Origin of the sequence: Janibacter sp. DB-40 (genome assembly GCF_029510815.1) — a bacterium.
GTDB lineage: Bacteria > Actinomycetota > Actinomycetes > Actinomycetales > Dermatophilaceae > Janibacter.
Genome location: NZ_CP120360.1, coordinates 1794511 through 1814950, shown reverse-complemented (window position 1 = coordinate 1814950; position 20440 = coordinate 1794511). Strand labels below are relative to the sequence as shown.

16 protein-coding genes are annotated in these 20440 nt (G+C 70.3%); 11 read left to right on the top strand and 5 right to left on the bottom strand.

Annotated features, from left to right (window positions below; translation table 11 throughout):
* Window positions 1-4 precede the first annotated feature (4 nt).
* Both PVE36_RS08605 and PVE36_RS08600 read left to right on the top strand, forming a co-directional pair.
* Complete coding sequence (locus tag PVE36_RS08605; RefSeq protein ID WP_277451615.1) at window positions 5-574, top strand: HAD-IIIA family hydrolase; 570 nt, start codon at window positions 5-7, stop codon at window positions 572-574.
* 76 nt (window positions 575-650) lie between these two features.
* On the top strand, window positions 651-1673 hold the full coding sequence (locus PVE36_RS08600; RefSeq protein WP_277451612.1) for a DUF3068 domain-containing protein: 1023 nt from the start codon (window positions 651-653) through the stop codon (window positions 1671-1673).
* A 31-nt stretch (window positions 1674-1704) separates the two neighbouring features.
* Here the strand turns inward: PVE36_RS08600 and PVE36_RS08595 are convergent, their stop codons facing one another.
* Window positions 1705-2535, bottom strand: a complete 831-nt coding sequence (locus tag PVE36_RS08595) for a class I SAM-dependent methyltransferase (RefSeq protein WP_277451611.1) — start codon at window positions 2533-2535, stop codon at window positions 1705-1707.
* 123 nt (window positions 2536-2658) lie between these two features.
* On the opposite strand from PVE36_RS08595, the gene rpsA reads away from it, so the two are divergent.
* Entirely contained in the window at window positions 2659-4179 is a 1521-nt protein-coding gene (gene rpsA, locus PVE36_RS08590; RefSeq protein ID WP_277451609.1) for a 30S ribosomal protein S1, read from the top strand.
* A 73-nt stretch (window positions 4180-4252) separates the two neighbouring features.
* On the opposite strand, the gene PVE36_RS08585 is transcribed toward rpsA, so the two are convergent.
* The gene (locus PVE36_RS08585; protein WP_277451608.1) at window positions 4253-5536 is read right to left on the bottom strand and encodes a hemolysin family protein; all 1284 of its coding nucleotides are present in this window, start codon (window positions 5534-5536) and stop codon (window positions 4253-4255) included.
* 63 nt (window positions 5537-5599) lie between these two features.
* Between PVE36_RS08585 and coaE the strand changes: the two genes are divergently transcribed.
* From coaE to PVE36_RS08565, 4 genes are all read left to right on the top strand, one after another.
* Window positions 5600-6799: a dephospho-CoA kinase gene (coaE, locus tag PVE36_RS08580; RefSeq protein WP_277451607.1), complete on the top strand. Its 1200-nt coding sequence runs from the start codon at window positions 5600-5602 to the stop codon at window positions 6797-6799.
* Window positions 6772-7119 carry a hypothetical protein gene (locus PVE36_RS08575; protein ID WP_277451605.1) on the top strand — a complete coding sequence of 116 codons (348 nt, stop codon included), beginning with the start codon at window positions 6772-6774 and terminating at the stop codon, window positions 7117-7119. Before coaE ends, PVE36_RS08575 begins: the two co-directional genes overlap by 28 nt.
* A gap of 80 nt (window positions 7120-7199) precedes the next feature.
* A complete protein-coding gene (gene uvrB, locus PVE36_RS08570) occupies window positions 7200-9290 on the top strand; it encodes an excinuclease ABC subunit UvrB (RefSeq protein ID WP_277451604.1) in 2091 nt (696 codons plus the stop codon).
* A 220-nt stretch (window positions 9291-9510) separates the two neighbouring features.
* The gene (locus PVE36_RS08565; RefSeq protein ID WP_277455795.1) at window positions 9511-10497 is read left to right on the top strand and encodes a TerC family protein; all 987 of its coding nucleotides are present in this window, start codon (window positions 9511-9513) and stop codon (window positions 10495-10497) included.
* A 56-nt stretch (window positions 10498-10553) separates the two neighbouring features.
* Here PVE36_RS08565 and PVE36_RS08560 read toward each other — a convergent pair whose 3' ends face one another.
* The 3 genes from PVE36_RS08560 to PVE36_RS08550 are packed head-to-tail and all read right to left on the bottom strand — an operon-like array spanning window position 10554 to window position 13955.
* Entirely contained in the window at window positions 10554-11441 is an 888-nt protein-coding gene (locus PVE36_RS08560) for an EamA family transporter (RefSeq protein WP_277451603.1), read from the bottom strand.
* The gene (locus tag PVE36_RS08555; protein WP_277451601.1) at window positions 11435-12103 is read right to left on the bottom strand and encodes an MBL fold metallo-hydrolase; all 669 of its coding nucleotides are present in this window, start codon (window positions 12101-12103) and stop codon (window positions 11435-11437) included. Before PVE36_RS08555 ends, PVE36_RS08560 begins: the two co-directional genes overlap by 7 nt.
* 1 nt (window position 12104) lies before the next feature.
* The gene (locus tag PVE36_RS08550) at window positions 12105-13955 is read right to left on the bottom strand and encodes a glycoside hydrolase family 15 protein (protein ID WP_277451600.1); all 1851 of its coding nucleotides are present in this window, start codon (window positions 13953-13955) and stop codon (window positions 12105-12107) included.
* Window positions 13956-14029: 74 nt separating this feature from the next.
* Here PVE36_RS08550 and uvrA point away from each other — a divergent pair, with 74 nt between their 5' ends.
* From uvrA to rapZ, 4 genes are all read left to right on the top strand, one after another.
* Complete coding sequence (uvrA, locus tag PVE36_RS08545; protein ID WP_277451598.1) at window positions 14030-17107, top strand: excinuclease ABC subunit UvrA; 3078 nt, start codon at window positions 14030-14032, stop codon at window positions 17105-17107.
* A 61-nt stretch (window positions 17108-17168) separates the two neighbouring features.
* Window positions 17169-17558 carry a Rieske 2Fe-2S domain-containing protein gene (locus PVE36_RS08540; protein ID WP_277451596.1) on the top strand — a complete coding sequence of 130 codons (390 nt, stop codon included), beginning with the start codon at window positions 17169-17171 and terminating at the stop codon, window positions 17556-17558.
* Window positions 17559-17561: 3 nt separating this feature from the next.
* Window positions 17562-19526, top strand: a complete 1965-nt coding sequence (gene uvrC / locus PVE36_RS08535) for an excinuclease ABC subunit UvrC (protein ID WP_277451595.1) — start codon at window positions 17562-17564, stop codon at window positions 19524-19526.
* Window positions 19523-20440 (top strand): RNase adapter RapZ, encoded by a 918-nt coding sequence (rapZ, locus tag PVE36_RS08530; protein WP_277451593.1) that lies wholly within the window; start codon window positions 19523-19525, stop codon window positions 20438-20440. Before uvrC ends, rapZ begins: the two co-directional genes overlap by 4 nt.

The following is a 20440-nucleotide window of genomic DNA, read 5'->3' as shown; positions in this document are numbered from 1 at the left end:
CGCGGTGATCGACCCGGCCGCGCCGGGAGCCCCCTTCGACCTCGTCCTGCTCGACCGGGACGGGACGCTCAACGTGCGCATCGAGGACGGGTACGTCACCCACCCGGACGAGCTGGTCCTGCTGCCGGGCGCCGCCCGTGCCGTCGGCCGGATCACGGCGTCCGGGTGCCGCACCGTCCTCGTGACCAACCAGCGGGGTGTCGCGCGCGGCCGGATGACCGCCGACGACCTCGAGTCCGTGCACGGGTCCCTCGCTGAGGGACTGGCCCGTGGGGGCGGCCGTCTCGACGCGATCGCGGTGTGCCCGCACGAGGAGGGGACGTGTGGCTGCCGCAAGCCGCGGGACGGCCTCTTCCGGGCGGCGCTCGCCCGAGCGCCCTGGGCGCGGGCGGACCGTTGCCTGATGATCGGTGACATGCCGACCGATCTCGCCCCGGCCGCAGGTCTCGGGATGCGGACGACCCGGGTCGGCGAGGACGCGGGGATCGCCGTTGTGGTCGACCGACTTCTGGGCTCGACGACGCCCGGTGACGAGCGCCCCGATGTCAACGGTGGCGAAGGACACGTCTTCTAGGGTGCGTCCCGCGTGAAGCGAGGCCGGAGAGGTGCTACCGTCCGGTAAGTTGTTCAGGCCAAGGAGGGTTACTCTCGTGCGCAAGTATCTGCTGCCGGCGATCATCATGGGCGTCGGCGCGTTCATCCTCACCATGGGACTGCTCTTCCGGTTCTATGCCTACCCGAACCTCGCGGTGGTCCCGACCAACCAGAACTCGACCTCGGTCGTCCAGGACCCCGACGCGACCTACTTCGACGCCGACAACGTCGAGCCGGGCTCGGGCGAGCTGACCACCACCGTGCGCATCATCGGTGACCCGGAGGCCTCCGAGGCCGCGTCCGAGGAGACCGGTCGCGACGTCGCGGTGTGGAACATGGGCCAGGTCAGCGACAACAACGGTGACAACATGCCGATGGCCGGCAGCACGTCCGTCGCCGTCTTCGACCGCCACACCGGCGAGGCGATCAACTGCTGCGGCGAGTCCGAGAACGGCGAGGAGGTCGAGCGCGAGGGACAGGTCGTGAAGTTCCCGTTCGACACCAAGCCCGTCGACACCTACCAGTGGTGGGACGCGACCGTGGGCAAGGCCTACCCCGTCACCTACGAGGGCGAGGACACGATCCAGGGGATGGACCTGTACAGGTTCACCAGCGAGGTCCCGCTCACCAAGTACACGACGATGGAGCTGCCGGGATCGCTGTTCGGCAAGGGCGCCTCCTCCCCGGCCGTCGAGGCCGACCGCTTCTACTCCAACGAGCGCACCTTCTGGGTGGACCCGGTGACGGGCGTCATCATCGACCGTGTCGAGGACCAGCACCAGGAGTTCCGCCACGATGGGGAGAGCGTCAACGCCCTGACGACCACCTCGAGCTTCACGCAGGAGACCGTCGACACCAACGTCGAGGACTACAAGTCCAGCTCCACGTTGCTGGCGCTGGTCCACACCACCCTGCCGATCGCCTTCACCGCCATCGGCCTGCTCCTGCTGCTCGGCGGCCTGGTCCTGTCGGTCATCATCGGCCGTGGCAAGCGCCGTGACACCGTGCCGGCCTACGCGGACGACCGTGGCGACCCGGTCTTCGGCGACGACGACACCACGCGTCTGCGCCGCGGCTGACGCACGACCGGCGGTGTCCCGCCGGGCGGCCTCATCCGCGCGGACGCGTGGCCACGAAGATGGCCGTCCCCGGGAAGCGCTGCCCGCGCAACGGCGACCAGCCGCCCCACACCGCGGTGTTGTCCGCCGGCCACTCCGGCTCCAGCACCGCGCGCAGCACCAGCCCGGCCTCGAGGATTTCGGCGATCCGGTGGCCCATCGTGCGGTGGTGCTCGACGTAGCCGGCCCGACCCCCTTCGTCCTCGACGTAGGGGGTCTCGTCGAAGTACGAGGCGGTGGCCGTCAGGCCCTCCGGCCCGGGCACGTCGGGGAAGGCCCAGCGGATCGGGTGCGAGGTGGAGAAGGCGAGCGTGCCACCGGGCCGCAGGACCCGGGCCAGCTCCACCATGAGCCCCGCGCTGTCCGCGACGAAGGGGGTCGCGCCGTAGGCGGAGAAGACGATGTCGAAGCTCGAGTCGGCCAGGCCCAGCCGGGTGGCGTCGGACTGCAGCAGCGTCGGCGCGGGCCCGGGGGAGCGGGCGTCGATGTGTCGTGCGGTGCGCAGCATCCCGCTCGACAGGTCGCTGGAGACCACGCGTGCGCCCTGCGCGGCGCACCAGCGGCCACCCTGGGCCGCGCCGCCACCGAACTCCAGGACGTCGGCGCCACGGAGGGCCTCGGGCGGACCGAGCACGCGCAGCTGCGACTCCGTCCACCCCTCGGGCCCCCACACCAGCTCCGCGTCGCCGAGGAAGTCCCCGTGCTCGTCGAGGTAGTCCTCGGCCTCGCGGTCCCACCAGGACCGGTTCGCGGCCACCGTCTCGGCCTGCCCGCTCTCGCGCCGTGCCACCGAGTTCGTCCCGTCGGACCAGCCATCACCCATGGACGGACCGTAACCCGGAAGGGGGTTTTGTCCGCATGGCCCACGGCGACTAGCATGGGTGGGCACTCTTTGTGTATCCACCTGTCCGTACGATCAACTGTCCACAATCGGAGTTCCTACTACATGACTGCCAGCACGGTCGACACGACCGCCCCTCAGATCGCCGTCAACGACATCGGCTCTGAGGAAGATCTTCTCGCCGCCATCGACGCCACGATCAAGGACTTCAACGATGGCGACATCGTCGAGGGCCACATCGTCAAGGTCGACCGCGACGAGGTGCTCCTCGACATCGGCTACAAGACCGAGGGCGTCATCCCCTCGCGCGAGCTGTCCATCAAGCACGACGTCGACCCCGCCGAGATCGTCGCCGTCGGCGACGAGGTCGAGGCCCTCGTCCTCCAGAAGGAGGACAAGGAAGGCCGCCTGATCCTGTCCAAGAAGCGCGCTCAGTACGAGCGTGCCTGGGGCACCATCGAGAAGATCAAGGAAGAGGACGGCGTCGTCACGGGCACCGTCATCGAGGTCGTCAAGGGTGGTCTCATCCTCGACATCGGCCTGCGTGGCTTCCTCCCCGCCTCCCTCGTGGAGATGCGTCGCGTCCGCGACCTCCAGCCGTACGTCGGCAAGGAGATCGAGGCCAAGATCATCGAGCTCGACAAGAACCGCAACAACGTCGTGCTCTCGCGCCGTGCATGGCTCGAGCAGACGCAGTCCGAGGTGCGCACCACCTTCCTCAAGGAGCTGCAGAAGGGCCAGGTCCGCACGGGCGTCGTCTCCTCGATCGTCAACTTCGGTGCCTTCGTGGACCTGGGTGGCGTCGACGGTCTCGTCCACGTCTCCGAGCTGTCCTGGAAGCACATCGACCACCCGTCCGAGGTCGTCGAGGTCGGCGACGAGGTCACGGTCGAGGTCCTGGACGTCGACATGGACCGCGAGCGCGTCTCCCTCTCGCTCAAGGCGACGCAGGAGGACCCGTGGCAGCACTTCGCCCGGACCCACGCGATCGGCCAGGTCGTTCCGGGCAAGGTCACCAAGCTCGTCCCGTTCGGTGCGTTCGTGCGCGTCGAGGACGGCATCGAGGGCCTCGTGCACATCTCCGAGCTGGCCGAGCGCCACGTCGAGCTGCCCGAGCAGGTCGTCAACGTCGGTCAGGAGATCTTCGTCAAGGTCATCGACATCGACCTCGAGCGTCGCCGCATCTCGCTGAGCCTCAAGCAGGCCAACGAGGACGGCGCCAACCTCACCGAGTTCGACCCGACCCTCTACGGCATGGCCGCGGAGTACGACGAGCAGGGGAACTACAAGTACCCCGAGGGCTTCGACCCCGAGACCAACGAGTGGCTCGAGGGCTACGAGGCCCAGCGCGAGGCCTGGGAGAAGCAGTACGCGGACGCGCACGCCCGCTGGGAGGCGCACCGCGCCCAGATGGAGAAGGCTGCGGCGGACGACGCCGCCGCCGCCGAGGGTGGCGACGACGTCGCGACCACCTCGTACAGCTCCGACAGCAGCACCCCGGCCCCGAGCAGCAGCAGCAGCAACAGCAGCTCCGGCGCAGCGGCCCCCGCCGCGCCGACCAACGAGGGCACGCTGGCCTCGGACGAGGCGCTGGCCGCGCTTCGCGAGAAGCTCACGGGCAACTGACCCGAGCAGCACCCTCGAAGGGGGCGTCGCACCGAACCGGTGCGGCGCCCCCTTCGTCATGGGATGGGGCCGGTCAGTCGATCGGGGTGATGCGCAGCCGTGCCACGCGACGGCCGTCGACGGAGAGCACCTCCAGTCGCTGCCCGGCCACCTCGACGACGTCGCCGACCACGGCCAACCGCCCCAGCCGGGACATGACGAGCCCGCCGGCCGAGTCCACGTCCTCGTCGGAGACGTCGGTCCCGATGAGCTCGGACAGCTCCTCGACGTTGAGCGACCCGTCGACGACGAGGGTCTCCCCGCGGCGCCGGGCGGTGTCCTCGGGGTCGGGGCCCCGGTCGTGCTCGTCGTAGATCTCGCCGACGAACTCCTCGACGAGGTCCTCCATCGTGATCAGTCCGTCGGTCCCCCCGTACTCGTCGACGACGATGGCCAGGGGCTGTTTCTCCGACCGCAGCCGGGACAGCGCGGCCAGGACCTCCAGGCTGTCGGGCACGGCGAGGATCGTGCGGGTGAGGTCGCGCACGCGGGTGGCCCCGCTCTCCGGCGACGTGAGCAGGTCACGGATGTGGACGAAGCCGATGATGTCGTCGAGGTCCCTCCCGGTGACGGGGAAGCGCGAGTGCGGGAGGTCGAGCACCCGCTCCCTGGCCTCCTCGAGCGTGAGGTCCGCGGCGAGGAACTCCACGTCCGTGCGCGGGCGCATCACCCGCGTCAGCGACCGCTCGCCGGCCCGGAAGACGTCGGTCAGGATCCGTCGTGGGTAGGGGCGCAGCCCCTGATGCCCCTCGATGAGGTCACGGATCTCCTCGGGAGTCATCTCGTCCTCCGAGGCCGAGGGGTTGCCTCCCGCGAGCCGGACGACGGCATTGGTGGAGACCGACAGCAACCAGATCACGGGCCGGACGACCGTGGCGAAGAGCCGCAGGGGGGTCCCCAGGACCCGGGTGAAGGCCAGGTTGTTCTGCATCGCCAGGCGCTTGGGCGCCAGCTCGCCGAAGACGAGGGACAGGTAGGCGATGAGCAGGGTCATCGCGACGAGGGCGAGGGTGGCGGCGGCGGTCTCGGGGATGCCGATGGCGACGAGGCCGGGCACGAGGTCCGGGGCGATGGTGGACCCACCGTAGGCAGAGGAGAAGAAGCCGGCCACGGTCACGCCGATCTGCACCGCGGACAGGAACTGGTTCGGGTTGCGCACGAGGCCGGCCAGTCGCTGCTCGCGCCCACTGCCCTCCTCGAGGGCACGGACCTGGCCCTCGCGCAGGGTCACGATCGCCATCTCGGTGGCGGCGAAGACACCCCCGACGAGGACGAAGACCATCACGAGCAGCAGGTTGACGAGTGTCTGGGAGTCCACGACGTCGACGCTACCCACGACATGCGCGGGTGTGGTCCACCGAGCGCGGTTAGGATCGCCGGCATGCTGCGCGTGGGCCTCACCGGTGGGATCGGTTCCGGCAAGTCGACCGTCTCGAGGCGTCTGGCCGAGCTCGGGGCGGTCGTCGTGGACGCCGACCTCATCGCCCGGGAGGTGGTCGAGCCGGGGGAGCCGGCGCTGGAGCTGATCCGGGCGCGTTTCGGGGACGAGGTCTTCGACGCGAAGGGGGCCCTGGACCGGCCGGCGCTGGGCCGGGTGGTCTTCGGTGACCCCGATGCGCTGGCAGCGCTGGAGGGGATCACCCACCCGGCCATCTGGGAGCGCACGGCGCAGCGGTTCGAGGCGGCGGAGTCGGGAGGCAGCCGGGTCGCGGTGCACGACATGCCGCTGCTCGTCGAGAAGCGGATGGCGGGGGAGTACCACCTCGTCGTCGTCGTCGACACCGCGGAGGAGGAGCGCGTGCGGCGTCTCGTCGAGCTGCGTGGGACGCCGGAGCACGAGGCCCGATCGCGGGTGGCGGCCCAGGCGAGCGACGAGGAGCGACGGGCGGTTGCCGACGTCCTGCTGGACAACAGCGGCTCGCCCGAGACCCTCCTGGGGGCGGTGGACCGGCTCTGGGAGGAGCGGCTGACCCCCTTCGCCGACAACCTCGCCGCGATGCGGCCGGTGACCGCTCCCGACGGGCTCGTCCTCACCGAACCCGATCCCGCGTGGGCAGCGCAGGGCGCGCGGGAGATCGCCCGCCTGCGGCACCGCCTGGGCGACCTCGCCCTCACCGTCGACCACATCGGCTCGACGGCGGTGCCGATGTACGCCAAGCCGATCATCGACCTGCAGGTCGGTGTCGAGTCCCTCGAGGTGGCCGACGGGGCGGACTTCCTGCGGGCCACGGCGGACGGGGGATGGCCGCGGCGGGAGGACATCAGGGAGGACAACCCGAAGGGGGTCGGGCCCTGGCCCAAGCGGTACCACCACGGGTGCGACCCGGCCGTCCCGATCCACCTGCACGTGCGGGAGGTCGGGTCCCCGGGGTGGCGGTGGGCGCTGCTCGTCCGGGACTGGCTGCGCGCCGAGCCCGGCGCGCGAGCCGAGTACCGCGCGGAGAAGGAGCGGCTCGCGACGACGGGTCGCTCCCGCGGGGAGTACGCCGCGGCCAAGGAGCCGTGGTTCGACGGCATCCACGCGCGCCTGGAGGCCTGGGCGCGCGAGACCGGGTGGACACCACCGCGCGGTGGTTCCTGATGCCCTCCTACCGGGTCGCCCTCGACGTGCTGGGCGTCCCTGCCGGGGTGGAGCCGCCGACCGTCCTGCCGCGGGCGGAGGAGCTGCTGGCGCGCACGCAGCTGGTCGAGGACCGCTCCGTGGAGGTCGTGCGGGGCCAGCCGCAGCTGCACCTGCGCTTCCTCGTCCCGGCCAGCCACGACACCCGGGAGGACGATCTCGCCGAGGGGGCCGTCCGGGCGATGGCCCGTGACCTGGGTGCGATCGCCCACCTCGGCCGGTGGACGTTGCGCCGGGGGCCGGGTCGGCACTGGCGCACGGTCCGCTCCGGCCGGGCGTGACGGCGGGGGGAATCCGGGGAACCCGGTCGGCGTTGGTCGGAGGGACTGCCCTGTCACCCCCCTGACATACCGTGAGGACCATGCGCCCGGTAACCGACCTGCAACGCACGGTGGCTCCCTTCGAGGTCGTCTCGGAGTTCGAGCCCGCCGGCGACCAGCCCACCGCGATCGCCGACCTCGCCGCGCGCGTGCGTGCGGGCGAGCAGGACATCGTCCTGCTCGGCGCCACCGGTACCGGCAAGTCGGCGACGACGGCCTGGCTGATCGAGGAGGTCCAGCGACCGACCCTCGTCATGGCGCCCAACAAGACGCTCGCGGCCCAGCTGGCCAACGAGTTCCGTGACCTGCTGCCGAACAACGCGGTCGAGTACTTCGTCAGCTACTACGACTACTTCCAGCCCGAGGCGTACGTCCCGCAGAGCGACACCTACATCGAGAAGGACTCCTCGGTCAACGAGGAGGTCGAGCGCCTGCGCCACTCGGCGACCAACAGCCTGCTCACCCGGCGGGACGTCGTCGTCGTGGCCTCCGTGTCCTGCATCTACGGCCTGGGCACCCCGCAGGAGTACGTCGACCGGATGGTGCCCTTGCGCCTCGGGGACGAGATCGAGCGCGACGACCTGCTGCGCCAGTTCGTGACGATGCAGTACACCCGCAACGACCTGGCCTTCACCCGCGGGACCTTCCGCGTGCGGGGGGACACCGTCGAGATCATCCCCATGTACGAGGAGCTCGCGGTGCGCATCGAGTTCTTCGGCGACGAGATCGAGCGGATCCACACCCTGCACCCGCTCACCGGCGAGGTCGTGCGCGAGGAGAGCGAGATCTACATCTTCCCCGCCACCCACTACGTCGCCGGGCCGGAGCGGATGGAGCGCGCGGTCGCCGGGATCGAGAAGGAGCTCGGCGAGCGGCTGGAGGACCTCGAGCGCCAGGGCAAGATGCTCGAGGCCCAGCGCCTGCGCATGCGCACCACCTACGACATCGAGATGATGCGGCAGATCGGCTCGTGCGCCGGGATCGAGAACTACTCGATGCACATCGACGGGCGCTCGCCCGGCAGCGCGCCCAACTGCCTCCTCGACTACTTCCCGGAGGACTTCCTCCTCGTCATCGACGAGTCGCACCAGACGGTGCCGCAGATCGGGGCGATGTACGAGGGGGATGCCTCCCGCAAGCGCACGCTCGTCGAGCACGGCTTCCGCCTGCCGAGCGCCATGGACAACCGACCCCTGACGTGGGAGGAGTTCCTCGAGCGCATCGGGCAGACCGTCTACCTCTCCGCGACACCGGGCGACTACGAGCTGGCCAAGGGCGACGGCCACGTCGAGCAGGTCATCCGGCCGACCGGGCTCATCGACCCGGAGGTGGTCCTCAAGCCGACCAAGGGGCAGATCGACGACCTCCTGCACGAGATCCGGGAGCGGGCGGAGCGCAACGAGCGGGTGCTCGTGACGACCCTGACGAAGAAGATGGCCGAGGACCTCACCGACTACCTCCTCGACAAGGGGGTGCGGGTGCGCTACCTCCACTCCGACATCGACACGCTGCGCCGGGTGGAGCTGCTGCGGGAGCTGCGGTTGGGGGAGTTCGACGTGCTCGTCGGCATCAACCTGCTGCGCGAGGGCCTCGACCTGCCCGAGGTGTCGCTCGTGAGCATCCTGGACGCGGACAAGGAGGGGTTCCTGCGCAGCGCGCGGTCGCTGATCCAGACGATCGGCCGTGCCGCCCGCAACGTGTCCGGCCAGGTGCACATGTACGCCGACAAGGTCACCCCGTCGATGCAGGAGGCGCTCGACGAGACCAACCGCCGTCGGGAGAAGCAGATCGCCTACAACACCGAACGTGGGCTGGACCCGCAGCCGCTGCGCAAGAAGATCGCCGACATCACCGACATGCTGCAGCGCGAGGACGCCGACACCGACGAGCTGCTCGGGTCGGCCCGCGCCCAGTCGCGGGGCAAGTCGACGCGCACCTCCTCCTCGAGCGAGCCGGCAGGGGGCCGCGAGCGCGACCTGCCGGCGACGGAGCTGGCGCGGCTCATCCAGGAGCTCACCGACCAGATGCACCAGGCGGCGACCGACCTGCACTTCGAGCTCGCCGCCCGGCTGCGTGACGAGATCAGCGACCTGAAGAAGGAACTGCGCCAGATGACGGCGGCCACTCGCTGAGCCCACCGGAAGTGCGCCGCGGCGGTCCTCGTGTGGGAACATGGCTGACGTCGGAGGGGAGTATCCCCGCGCGCTCGCCTCGTCATCACGGTCGGTCCTCACCGCCCCGGGGCAGCGGTCCCATGGGCGGGAGAGACCTCCGGACGTGATGTCCCTGTCCGGAAGGTAACCATTGTCAACGTTCTCCGCACTGCAGCCGACGATCATCAGCGGCGGCACGATGGTCGTGCCCACCTGGGTGTGGCTCGTCACGCTCGGCGTGTTCGCGGCCATCCTGACCTTCGACATCATCTGGGTGGCTCGCAACCCGCACGTCCCCTCCACCCGTGAGGTCTCCGTCGTCCTGGGGATCTACATCTCCGCGGCGATCCTCTTCGGAATCGGCATGTGGGTCATGGCGGGGCCCGAGCGCGGGACCGAGTTCTTCGCGGGCTGGCTGACCGAGTACTCGCTCTCGATCGACAACCTGTTCATCTTCCTGCTGATCATGGCGAAGTTCGGGGTGCCGCAGAAGTACCAGCAGACGGCGCTGCTGTGGGGCATCATCATCGCGATCGTCCTGCGCACGATCTTCATCTTCCTCGGCGCGGCAGCGATCAACCAGTTTTCCTGGGTCTTCTACATCTTCGGTGCCTTCCTCATCTACACCGCGATCAAGCTGGCCACCGAGGGTGAGGCGGAGGAGGAGTACGAGCAGAACCGCCTCGTTCTCTGGATGCAGAAGACCCTGCCCAGCACGACCGAGTGGTCCTCGAAGCTGTTCACGAAGAAGAACGCGAAGCTGGTCGCCACCCCGATGTTCATCGCGGTCTTCGCCCTGGGCATGACCGACCTGCTCTTCGCCCTCGACTCCATCCCGGCGATCTACGGCCTGACCCGTGAGCCGTACATCGTCCTCACGGCCAACCTCTTCGCCCTGATGGGGCTGCGGCAGCTGTACTTCCTCATCGGTGGCCTGCTGAAGAAGCTGGTCTACCTCACGATCGGCCTGTCGGTGCTGCTCGCCTTCATCGGCGTGAAGCTCATCCTGCACGCCCTCCACGAGAACGAGGTGCCCTTCATCAACGGTGGCGAGCACGTCTCGGTCCCCGAGATCCCGATCGGCATCTCCCTCGGCGCCATCGTCGTCATCCTCGGCGTCACGACGGTCGCCAGCCTGTGGAAGACGAAGAAGGACGAGCAGGCCCGGACCCGCTCCGGCAGCTGACCCACACGACGAAGGGGGCCGGTCATCGTGCGGTGATCGGCCCCCTTCGTCCGTGCTCAGGGGGTGGCCGCCTCCTGCTCGCTGCGGGCACCGAGGCCGAGCACCATGGCGCTGGCGAGCACGACGAGGGCCATGCCGCCGAGCTGGACCGGGTCGAGGCGTTGCCCGAGCACGACCAGCCCGGCGAGTGCGGCAACCGCCGGCTCGAGGCTGAGCAGGATGCCGAAGACCTTCGCCGGCAGCCGCCGCAGGGCGTGCAGCTCGAGGGAGTAGGGCAGGACCGAGGACAGCACGGCGACACCGAGGCCGGTGAGGACGACCGCGCCGCTCCAGGCGCTCGTGCCGTGGACGGTGACGTCCCAGAGCCCGAAGGGCAGGACGACGAGGGTGGCCACCACCATGGCCAGGGCCAGTCCCTCGAGCGCGGGGAACTCGGCACCCGCGCGACCGGAGAAGATGATGTAGCCGGCCCAGCAGACCCCCGCGAGGAACGCGAGGACGATGCCGGTGCCCTCGAGCTGCGCCAGGGGGACGCTGAGCGCCTGCGAGATGAGCAGGACGCCGATGGCGGCCGCGGCGACCGCGAACAGGTCCCGTGGGCGGCGGGAGAGCACGGCCGCGAGGGTGAGCGGCCCGGTGAACTCGATGGTGACGGCCACGCCGATGGGCAGGTGGGCGAGCGACCCGTAGAAGGCGAAGTTCATCAGTCCCATGGCCACGCCGAAGGCCACGACGGTCAGCCACGCGCGGCGGCTGTGCCCGCGCCAGCGCGGACGGGCGAAGGCCAGCAGGACCGCGGTGGCGAAGGCGAGACGCAGCACGACCGAGCCGGCCGCGCCGATCTGCGGCACGAGGGTGGCCGCGAGCGCGCCGCCGAACTGGACGGAGACGACGGCCCCCAGCACGAGGAGGGGGGCGGGGACGAGCCCCGTGGCGGTCACCACCCCCGCTCTCGCCACTCCTCCAGGTGGGGCCGCTCCGCGCCGAGCGTCGTGTCCGAGCCGTGCCCGGGGTAGACCCAGGTGTCGTCGTCGTAGACGTCGAAGACGCGCTCGGTCACGTCCGCGTAGAGCGACTCGAAGCTCTGTCCGGGGCGGTGCGTGGCCCCGACGCCTCCCGGGAAGAGGCTGTCGCCGGTGAAGAGGTGGACGTGCCCCTCCGGGTCGTCGTAGGCCAGGGCCACCGAGCCGGGGGTGTGCCCCCGCAGGTGGATCACGTCGAGCGAGACGTCGCCGAAGCGGATGGTGTCACCGTGCCGCAAGCGGTGGTCGGGGCGCACGGGCAGGGCCGGCGCGTCGTCCTCCCCGGCGTACATCTCCGGGGTGTGGTCGCGGCTGATCTCGGCGAGGGCACGGACGTGGTCCCAGTGCTGGTGCGTCGTCACGAGGTGGTCGAGCCCGCTGCCTCCGGAGGCGACGAGCTCGTTGATCCGGTCGGCCTCGTCGGCGGCGTCGATGAGCAGCTGCTCGCCCGTACCGGCGCAGGTGAGCAGGTAGACGTTGTTGTGCATCTGCGAGACGGACATCTTGCGGATCGTCAGCCCCGGAAGCGTGCGTACCGCGACCGGGCCTCCGGGCTGGACGTCGGGGTCGTAGGTGGTGCTCATGTCAGTCGTCCTCCACGGGATGGATGGGGGTGGCGATCGTGTCGGTATCGGGTTCGGCGCCGCGGTCGACGGCGGCGTCGGCGTCCCGCAGGGCGTAGGCGGCGCCGATGAGGGTCAGGTGGCTGAACGCCTGCGGGAAGTTGCCGACCTGGTGGTCGGCGTGCACGTCGTACTCCTCGGCGATGAGGCCGACGTCGTTGAGCAGGGCCACCAGGCGCCGCATCAGCGCATGGCCCTTCTCCCTCTGACCGGTGAGGGCGTAGGCACTCACCAGCCACCAGGAGCAGGCGAGAAAGGGGTGCTCGTCGCCGGCGAGGCCGTCGATCCCGCTCTCCGTGCGGTACCGCAGCAGGAAGCCGTCGCGCATGAGGTCGCGTTCGATCGCCGCGATCGTCCCGAGCACCCGGGGGTCCTCCGGCGGGAGGAATCCCACCATGGGGATCAGCAGCAGGGACGCGTCCACCTCGTCCGTGTCGTAGTGCTGGGTGAAGGTCTGCTTCTCCTCGTTCCAGCCGCGGTCGAGGACGTCGGCGCGCACCCGCTCGCGCAGGTCGCGCCACAGCTCGAGGTCGCCCTCGTAGCCGTGGACCTCCACGGCGCGGATCGCCCGGTCGAATGCCGCCCAGACCATGACCCGCGAGTGGGTGAAGTGACGCCGGGGGCCGCGGATCTCCCACAGCCCGTGGTCGGCCTGGTCCCAGTGCTCGGCGAGGTTGTTGACGAGGGCCCGCTGGATCGCCCAGGACTGGTCGGACTCCTGAAGACCCTGTGCCCGGGCGTCCTCGAGGGCGATCATCACCTCGCCGAGCACGTCCGTCTGCTTCTGGTCGACCGCGCCGTTGCCCACGCGCACCGGGCGCGAGTTCGCGTACCCGGGCAGGTGGTCGAGCTCGCGCTCGGGCAGGTACCGCCCTCCGTCGACGGCGTACATGATCTGCATGTCCTCGGGGTCACCCGCGATCGCCCGCACCAGCCAGTCCCGCCAGAGTCGCGTGGCCCCGACGTACCCCGACTTCAGCAGCGACTCGAGGGTCAGGGAGGCGTCCCGCAGCCAGCAGTACCTGTAGTCCCAGTTGCGCACCCCGCCGAAGTCCTCGGGCAGGCTCGTCGTCGGCGCGGCGACGATGCCGCCACGGCGGGTGTCGGTGAGCAGCCGGAGGGTGAGCAGCGAGCGGACGACCTCGTCCCGGTACGGCCCCTCGTAGGTGCACTGGGAGGCCCACTCCATGGAGGTCTGGTACGTCACGCGGATTCGCGCGCTGATGTCCAACGGCGGCGGGATCGGCTTGTGCGAGGCGAACCACGTGGTGGAGAAGTTGTAGTGCTCCCCGGCCCGGACGGTCCAGCGGTCGTAGTGGTGCCCGTGGTCCGCGTGCGGCAGACGGGACCCGCGCAGCACGAGCATGTCGTTCCCCGCGATCGCCGTGATGACGTCGTGGTCGCGCACGTGCCCGGGGGAGTGGGCGACCCACGGACGGGTCCGGCCGTAGTTCGGGCGCACGATCCACTCGTGCTCCATCTCCACCTCGCCCTCGAGCCCCTCGACGACGCGGATCAGGTCCGCTCGTCCGTCACCGAGCGGCATGAGATCGATCACCTTGACCGCTCCGGTGCCGGTGCGGTGGATCGTCTCGAGGATGAACGTGTCGTCCCGGTAGGAGCGCGTGGAAGTGGCCTCGTCGACGGGGGCGATGAGCCACCGTCCGTGGTCGGGGGTGCCGAGCAGGGCGGTGAAGCTCGAGGGGGAGTCGAACCGCGGGAGGCACAGCCAGTCCACTGACCCGCCGCGGGAGATGAGGGCAGCGGTCTCGGTGTCGCCGACGACGGCGTACTCCTCGATGGGGGTGCTCATCCACCACAGGCTAGGCGGTCCGCACGGCGGAAGGCGGACGTGGGTTGTCAGGGGCGGCACCTAAGGTGTGGTGGGTGACTGCTGCCAAGGCCGCTGGTTCCCGACTGCACGACCGGATCGTCGTCCAGGGGGCCCGCGAGCACAACCTCAAGAACATCCACATCGACATCCCGCGGGACGCGCTCGTGGTCTTCACCGGCCTGTCCGGGTCGGGCAAGTCGTCGCTCGCCTTCGACACCATCTTCGCCGAGGGCCAGCGGCGCTACGTCGAGTCGCTGTCCGCCTACGCGCGCCAGTTCCTCGGGCAGATGGACAAGCCCGACGTCGACTTCATCGAGGGCCTCTCGCCGGCCGTCTCCATCGACCAGAAGTCGACGAACCGCAACCCGCGCTCGACCGTCGGCACGATCACCGAGGTCCACGACTACCTCCGCCTGCTCTTCGCCCGCGTGGGTCGCCCGCACTGCCCTGTCTGCGGTGAGCCCATCACCCGGCAGAGCCCGCAGCAGATCGTCGACCGGCTGCTCGAGCTGCCGGAGCGCACCCGCTTCCAGGTGCTCGCCCCGGTGGTGCGCGCCCGCAAGGGTGAGTTCGTCGACCTCTTCGACGAGCTGCGGACCAAGGGGTACAGCCGCGCCCTCGTCGACGGCGAGGTGATCTCCCTCTCGGAGCCGCCGACGCTGGAGAAGCAGGTCAAGCACACCATCGACGTGGTCGTCGACCGGCTCGTGGCGAAGGGGGCCGAGGACCGGGCGAACAAGCAGCGCCTGACCGACTCGGTCGAGACCGCGCTGGGTCTGGCCGGGGGCGTCGTCGTCATCGACTTCGTCGACCTGGCGGAGGACGACCCGCAGCGCCAGCGTCGCTACTCGGAGACGATGGCCTGCCCGAACGACCACCCCCTCGACATCGACGAGATCGAGCCGCGCTCGTTCTCCTTCAACTCCCCCTTCGGTGCCTGCCCGGTGTGCACCGGGCTGGGCACGGAGCTGGAGGTCGACCCCGAGCTCGTCGTCCCGGACGACGACCTCAGCCTCGGCGAGGGGGCGATCGCCCCGTGGGCGAAGGGGACCCAGTCGGCCCAGTACTTCCAGCGGACGATGGCCGCCCTCGGCGACGACCTCGGCTTCGACATGGACACCCCGTGGCGGGCGCTGCCGGAGCGGGCCCGCGGGGCCCTGCTGCACGGCCACAAGCACAAGGTGCACGTGCGCTACCGCAACCGCTTCGGTCGCGAGCGCGCCTACAGCACGGGCTTCGAGGGGGTCATCCCCTTCGTGAAGCGTCGGCACCTGGAGACCGAGTCGGACTGGAGCCGGGAGCGCTACGAGGGCTACATGCGCGAGATCCCGTGCCCCACGTGCGACGGGACCCGGCTGAAGCCGGAGTCGTTGGCCGTCCTCGTCGGGGGCCACAGCATCGCCGACGTCTCGTCCATGTCCATCGCCCGGGCCGCGGGCTTCCTGGGGACCGTCGACTTCACCGACCGGGAGCTGCAGATCGCCGAGCAGGTGATCAAGGAGATCAACGCCCGCCTCGGCTTCCTCCTCGATGTGGGTCTGGAGTACCTCTCGCTCTCCCGTGCCGCCGGGACGCTCTCCGGCGGGGAGGCCCAGCGCATCCGGCTGGCGACCCAGATCGGGTCCGGTCTCGTCGGGGTCCTCTACGTCCTCGACGAGCCGAGCATCGGACTGCACCAGCGGGACAACCACCGCCTCATCGAGACCCTGACCCGACTGCGGGACCTGGGCAACACCCTCATCGTCGTCGAGCACGACGAGGACACGATCGCCTCGTCCGACTGGGTCGTCGACATCGGCCCCGGCGCCGGCGAGCACGGTGGTGACGTCGTGCACTCGGGGCCGCTGTCGCAGCTGCTGACCAACAAGCGCTCGGCGACCGGGCGCTACCTGGCAGGTGAGCTGGAGATCCCCCTGCCGGCGACCCGGCGGCCGCAGCGGCCCGGTCGGGAGCTGACCGTCAAGGGAGCGCGCGAGCACAACCTGCACGACATCGAGGTCGCCTTCCCGCTCGGGAACTTCATCGCGATCACGGGGGTGTCCGGCTCGGGCAAGTCCACACTCGTCAACGACATCCTCTACCGCGTGCTGGCCAACAAGCTCAACGGCGCGCGGCAGGTGCCCGGTCGGCACAAGACCGTGACGGGGCTGGACCACCTCGACAAGGTGGTCCACGTCGACCAGAGCCCGATCGGACGGACGCCGCGGTCGAACCCGGCGACGTACACGGGCGTGTTCGACCACGTGCGTCGGCTCTTCGCCGAGACGAGCGAGGCCAAGGTGCGTGGCTACCAGCCCGGCCGTTTCTCCTTCAACGTCAAGGGCGGCCGGTGCGACGCGTGCTCCGGCGACGGGACGCTGAAGATCGAGATGAACTTCCTGCCCGACGTCTACGTCCCGTGCGAGGTGTGCCACGGTGCGCGCTACAACCGCGAGACGCTGGAGGTGCACTTCAAGGGCAAGAACATCGCCGAGGTGCTCGACATGCCGATCGAGGAGGCGGAGGACTTCTTCGCCGCGGTGCCGGCGATCGCCCGACACATGAAGACGCTCAACGCCGTGGGGCTGGGCTACGTGCGCCTCGGGCAGCCCGCCACGACCCTCTCCGGCGGCGAGGCGCAGCGGGTGAAGCTGGCGTCCGAGCTGCAGAAGCGCTCCAACGGCCGCACCATCTACGTGCTCGACGAACCGACCACCGGCCTGCACTTCGAGGACATCCGCAAGCTCCTGCTCGTCCTGCAGGGACTCGTCGACAAGGGCAACAGCGTCCTGGTCATCGAGCACAACCTCGACGTCGTCAAGAGCGCCGACTGGATCGTCGACATGGGCCCCGAGGGCGGTGACGGGGGCGGTCGGGTGGTCGCCACCGGAACCCCGGAGGAGGTGGCCGCCTCCGCGGACTCCTACACCGGACAGTTCCTCGCACCCGTGCTGGCGAAGTCGGACACCACCCCGGTCATCGGCGAGCTCGTCGAGGAGGAGGCCCCCGTCCTCCCGGCGAAGGGAGCGCGGAAGAAGGCCGCGAGGAAGCCCGCGAAGAAGGCCCCTCGCAGCGCCGCGCAGGCCACGAAGAAGCCCGAGGTCTCCAGCGCTGCCGGCGCAGCGGCCAGGCGGGCCAAGAAGGCCGGCTGAGGACGTGCAGCCGGCAGTGACAGGATCGTGGCACAACCCGGTGCCGGACAGGGAGATCGATGTGACGACGACACGACGTGGGCTCATCACCGTGGTCGCGACCGCGGGGGCGGCGGTCCCGCTCTCCGCCTGTGGCGGGAGCCAGGAGCCGGCCGACCCCGCCGAGCCAGTCCGTGTCCCCGCCGCAGAGGTGCCCGAGGGCGGCGGGGTCGTCAAGGACGGGGTCGTGGTCACCCAGCCCAGCGCCGGTGAGTACAAGGCCTTCGACGCCAGCTGCCCCCACCAGGGCTGCGCGGTCGACGAGGTCACCACGCGCGCGATCATCTGTCCCTGCCACGGCAGCGAGTTCGACCCACGGTCCGGTGACATGACGAAGGGTCCGGCCACCGAGGGGCTCGGTGAGCGTTCGGTGACGGTCGAGGGTGACGACGTCGTGGTCTCCGGGGCGTAGTCAGTGGCGGATCCCGCAACCTACCGACCCGCAGCCGGGTCGATCCCGACCGATCCGGGCGTCTACCGCTTCCGGGACGAGCACGGCCGGGTCATCTACGTCGGCAAGGCCAAGTCGCTCCGGTCTCGGTTGTCCTCCTACTTCCAGGACATCGCCGCGCTGCACCCACGTACCCAGCGGATGGTGCGCACGGGCGCGAGCGTCGAGTGGACGGTGGTGGCCACCGAGGTCGAGGCCCTCCAGCTCGAGTACTCCTGGATCAAGGAGTACGACCCGCGGTTCAACGTCAAGTACCGCGACGACAAGTCCTACCCGTACCTCGCGGTGACGATGGGGGAGGAGTTCCCCCGGGCGCAGGTGATGCGGGGCGCCAAGCGCAAGGGCACGCGCTACTTCGGCCCGTACACCCATGCCTGGGCCATCCGCGAGACCCTCGACCTGCTCCTGAGGGTCTTCCCGGTGCGGACGTGCAGCAAGGGGGTCTTCAAGCGGGCGGAGCAGTCCGGCCGCCCCTGCCTGCTGGGGTACATCGACAAGTGCTCCGCGCCGTGCGTCGGGTGGGTCAGCCCCGAGGAGCACCGGGCACTGGCCGACGAGCTGTGCGACTTCCTCGCCGGACGCACCGACCGCTTCGTCCGCCGCCTCGAGCGCGAGATGAAGGCCGCGGCCGCCGAGCTCGACTTCGAGCAGGCGGCCCGGCTCCGCGACGACGTGACGGCACTGACCAAGGCCCTCGAGAAGTCCGCGGTCGTCCTGCCCGACGGCACGGATGCGGACGTCTTCGCCCTGGCCGACGACGAGCTCGAGGTCGCCATCCAGGTCTTCCACGTCCGGGGTGGACGGATCCGCGGTCAGCGGGGCTGGGTCGCCGAGAAGGACGCGGAGGACCTCCCTGAGCTCGTGGAGCACCTGCTGCAGCAGGTCTACGGCGGTGAGGAGGTGCCGCGCGAGGTCCTCGTGCCCGTCCTCCCGCCGCAGGGTGAGGACATGGCGGCCTGGCTGGGGGAGCGAAGGGGGAGTCGCGTCACCCTCCGCGTGCCGCAGCGGGGCGACAAGCGGGCCCTCATGGCCACCGTCGAGCGCAACGCGTCCCAGTCCCTGGCCCGCCACAAGGTCGCCCGTGCCGGGGACCTGACGACCCGCAGCCAGGCCCTGCAGCAGCTGCAGGAGGCGCTGGGGCTCGACGACGCGCCGTTGCGGATCGAGGGCTACGACATCGCGCACGTCCAGGGCAGCGACGTCGTGGGGTCGATGGTCGTCTTCGAGGACGGCGTCGCCCGCAAGAGCGAGTACCGACGGTTCATCGTCCGGGGGGACGTCGAGGGGCGCACCGACGACACCGCGTCCATGCACGAGGTGCTCTCGCGGCGCTTCGCCCGGCACGTCAAGGACCGCGACGCTGCAGCCGCGACGCCTGACGCCGCGGCCGCGACCCCGGAGGCGCAGCAGCCGACCGAGGTCAGCCGTTTCGCCTACCCGCCCAACCTCGTCGTCGTCGACGGTGGCGCCCCGCAGGTCGCGGCCGCACAGCGCGTGCTGGACGAGCTGGGGATCGTCGACGTCGCCCTCGTCGGGCTGGCCAAGCGGCTCGAGGAGGTCTGGCTCCCGGGTGACGAGTACCCGGTGATCCTGCCCCGCACCAGCGACGCGCTCTTCCTGCTGCAACGTCTGCGCGACGAGGCACACCGCTTCGCCAACACCTTCCACAGGGAGCGTCGGAGCAAGTCGATGACGCGCAGCGCCCTCGACGGGATCCGCGGTCTGGGGGAGGCCCGGCGCAAGGCGCTGCTGGCCCGATTCGGCTCCGTGAAGCGCATTCGTGCCGCCAGCGCGGAGGAGCTGGGGGAGACCCCGGGGATCGGACCTGCGCTTGCCGAGCGTATTGCGGCAGAGTTGGCCCCGACGGAGTCCACACCCGCCGTGAACCTCACCACCGGTGAGGTCCTCGACGAAGGAGAGCCACGATGAGCGAGCCCGATGCCACCCTCGAGCGGGACCGCGGGGACGTGAGCCGCGAGGTCGTCGTGGTCACCGGCATGAGCGGCGCGGGCCGCTCGACGGTCGGCAAGGTGATGGAGGACCACGGCTGGTACGTCATCGACAACCTGCCCGTGATGCTCCTCGACGACCTGCTGCGCCTGTCCGAGTCCCGTGAGGACGACCCGACCCGGGGGGACGGTCCCGTCCGCATCGGGATCGCCCTCGATGTCCGGGCGCAGGGCTTCACGGCCCTGACCTCCTCGCTCCAGCGACTGCGGGAGGGCGGGTGGCGCACCCACCTCGTCTTCCTCGACGCGACCAACGAGGCCCTCGTGCGCCGCTTCGAGAGCGTGCGGCGCCCCCACCCCCTGCAGGGCGACGGGCGCCTGCTGGACGCCATCCTGAAGGAGCGCGAGGTGCTCGCCGACATCAGGTCGAACGCCGAGATGGTCATCGACACCTCCGGGCTCAACGTGCACCAGCTCGGGCGCAAGATCAGCCCGATCTTCCGCAGCGACTCCGTCGAGCGGTTGCGGCTGGCCGTCCTCTCCTTCGGGTTCAAGTACGGCGTGCCCCTCGACGCGGACTTCGTCTTCGACATGAGGTTCCTGCCCAACCCGTTCTGGGTCCCGGAGCTGCGCCCGTACACGGGACGCGAGACCCAGGTCGCCGAGTACGTGCTGTCCCAGCCGGGGGCCCAGGAGTTCATCGACGGGGTGGAGACCATGCTCACCCCGGTCATCGCGGGGTACCTCCGGGAGAACCGCCGGTACGTCACGCTGGCCGTGGGGTGCACCGGTGGCAAGCACCGGTCCGTGGCCGTCGCCGAGGCCCTGGCTGCGCGGCTGGGGTCGAAGGAGATCGCGACCTTCGTCGTCCACCGCGACCTCGGTCAGGAGTGA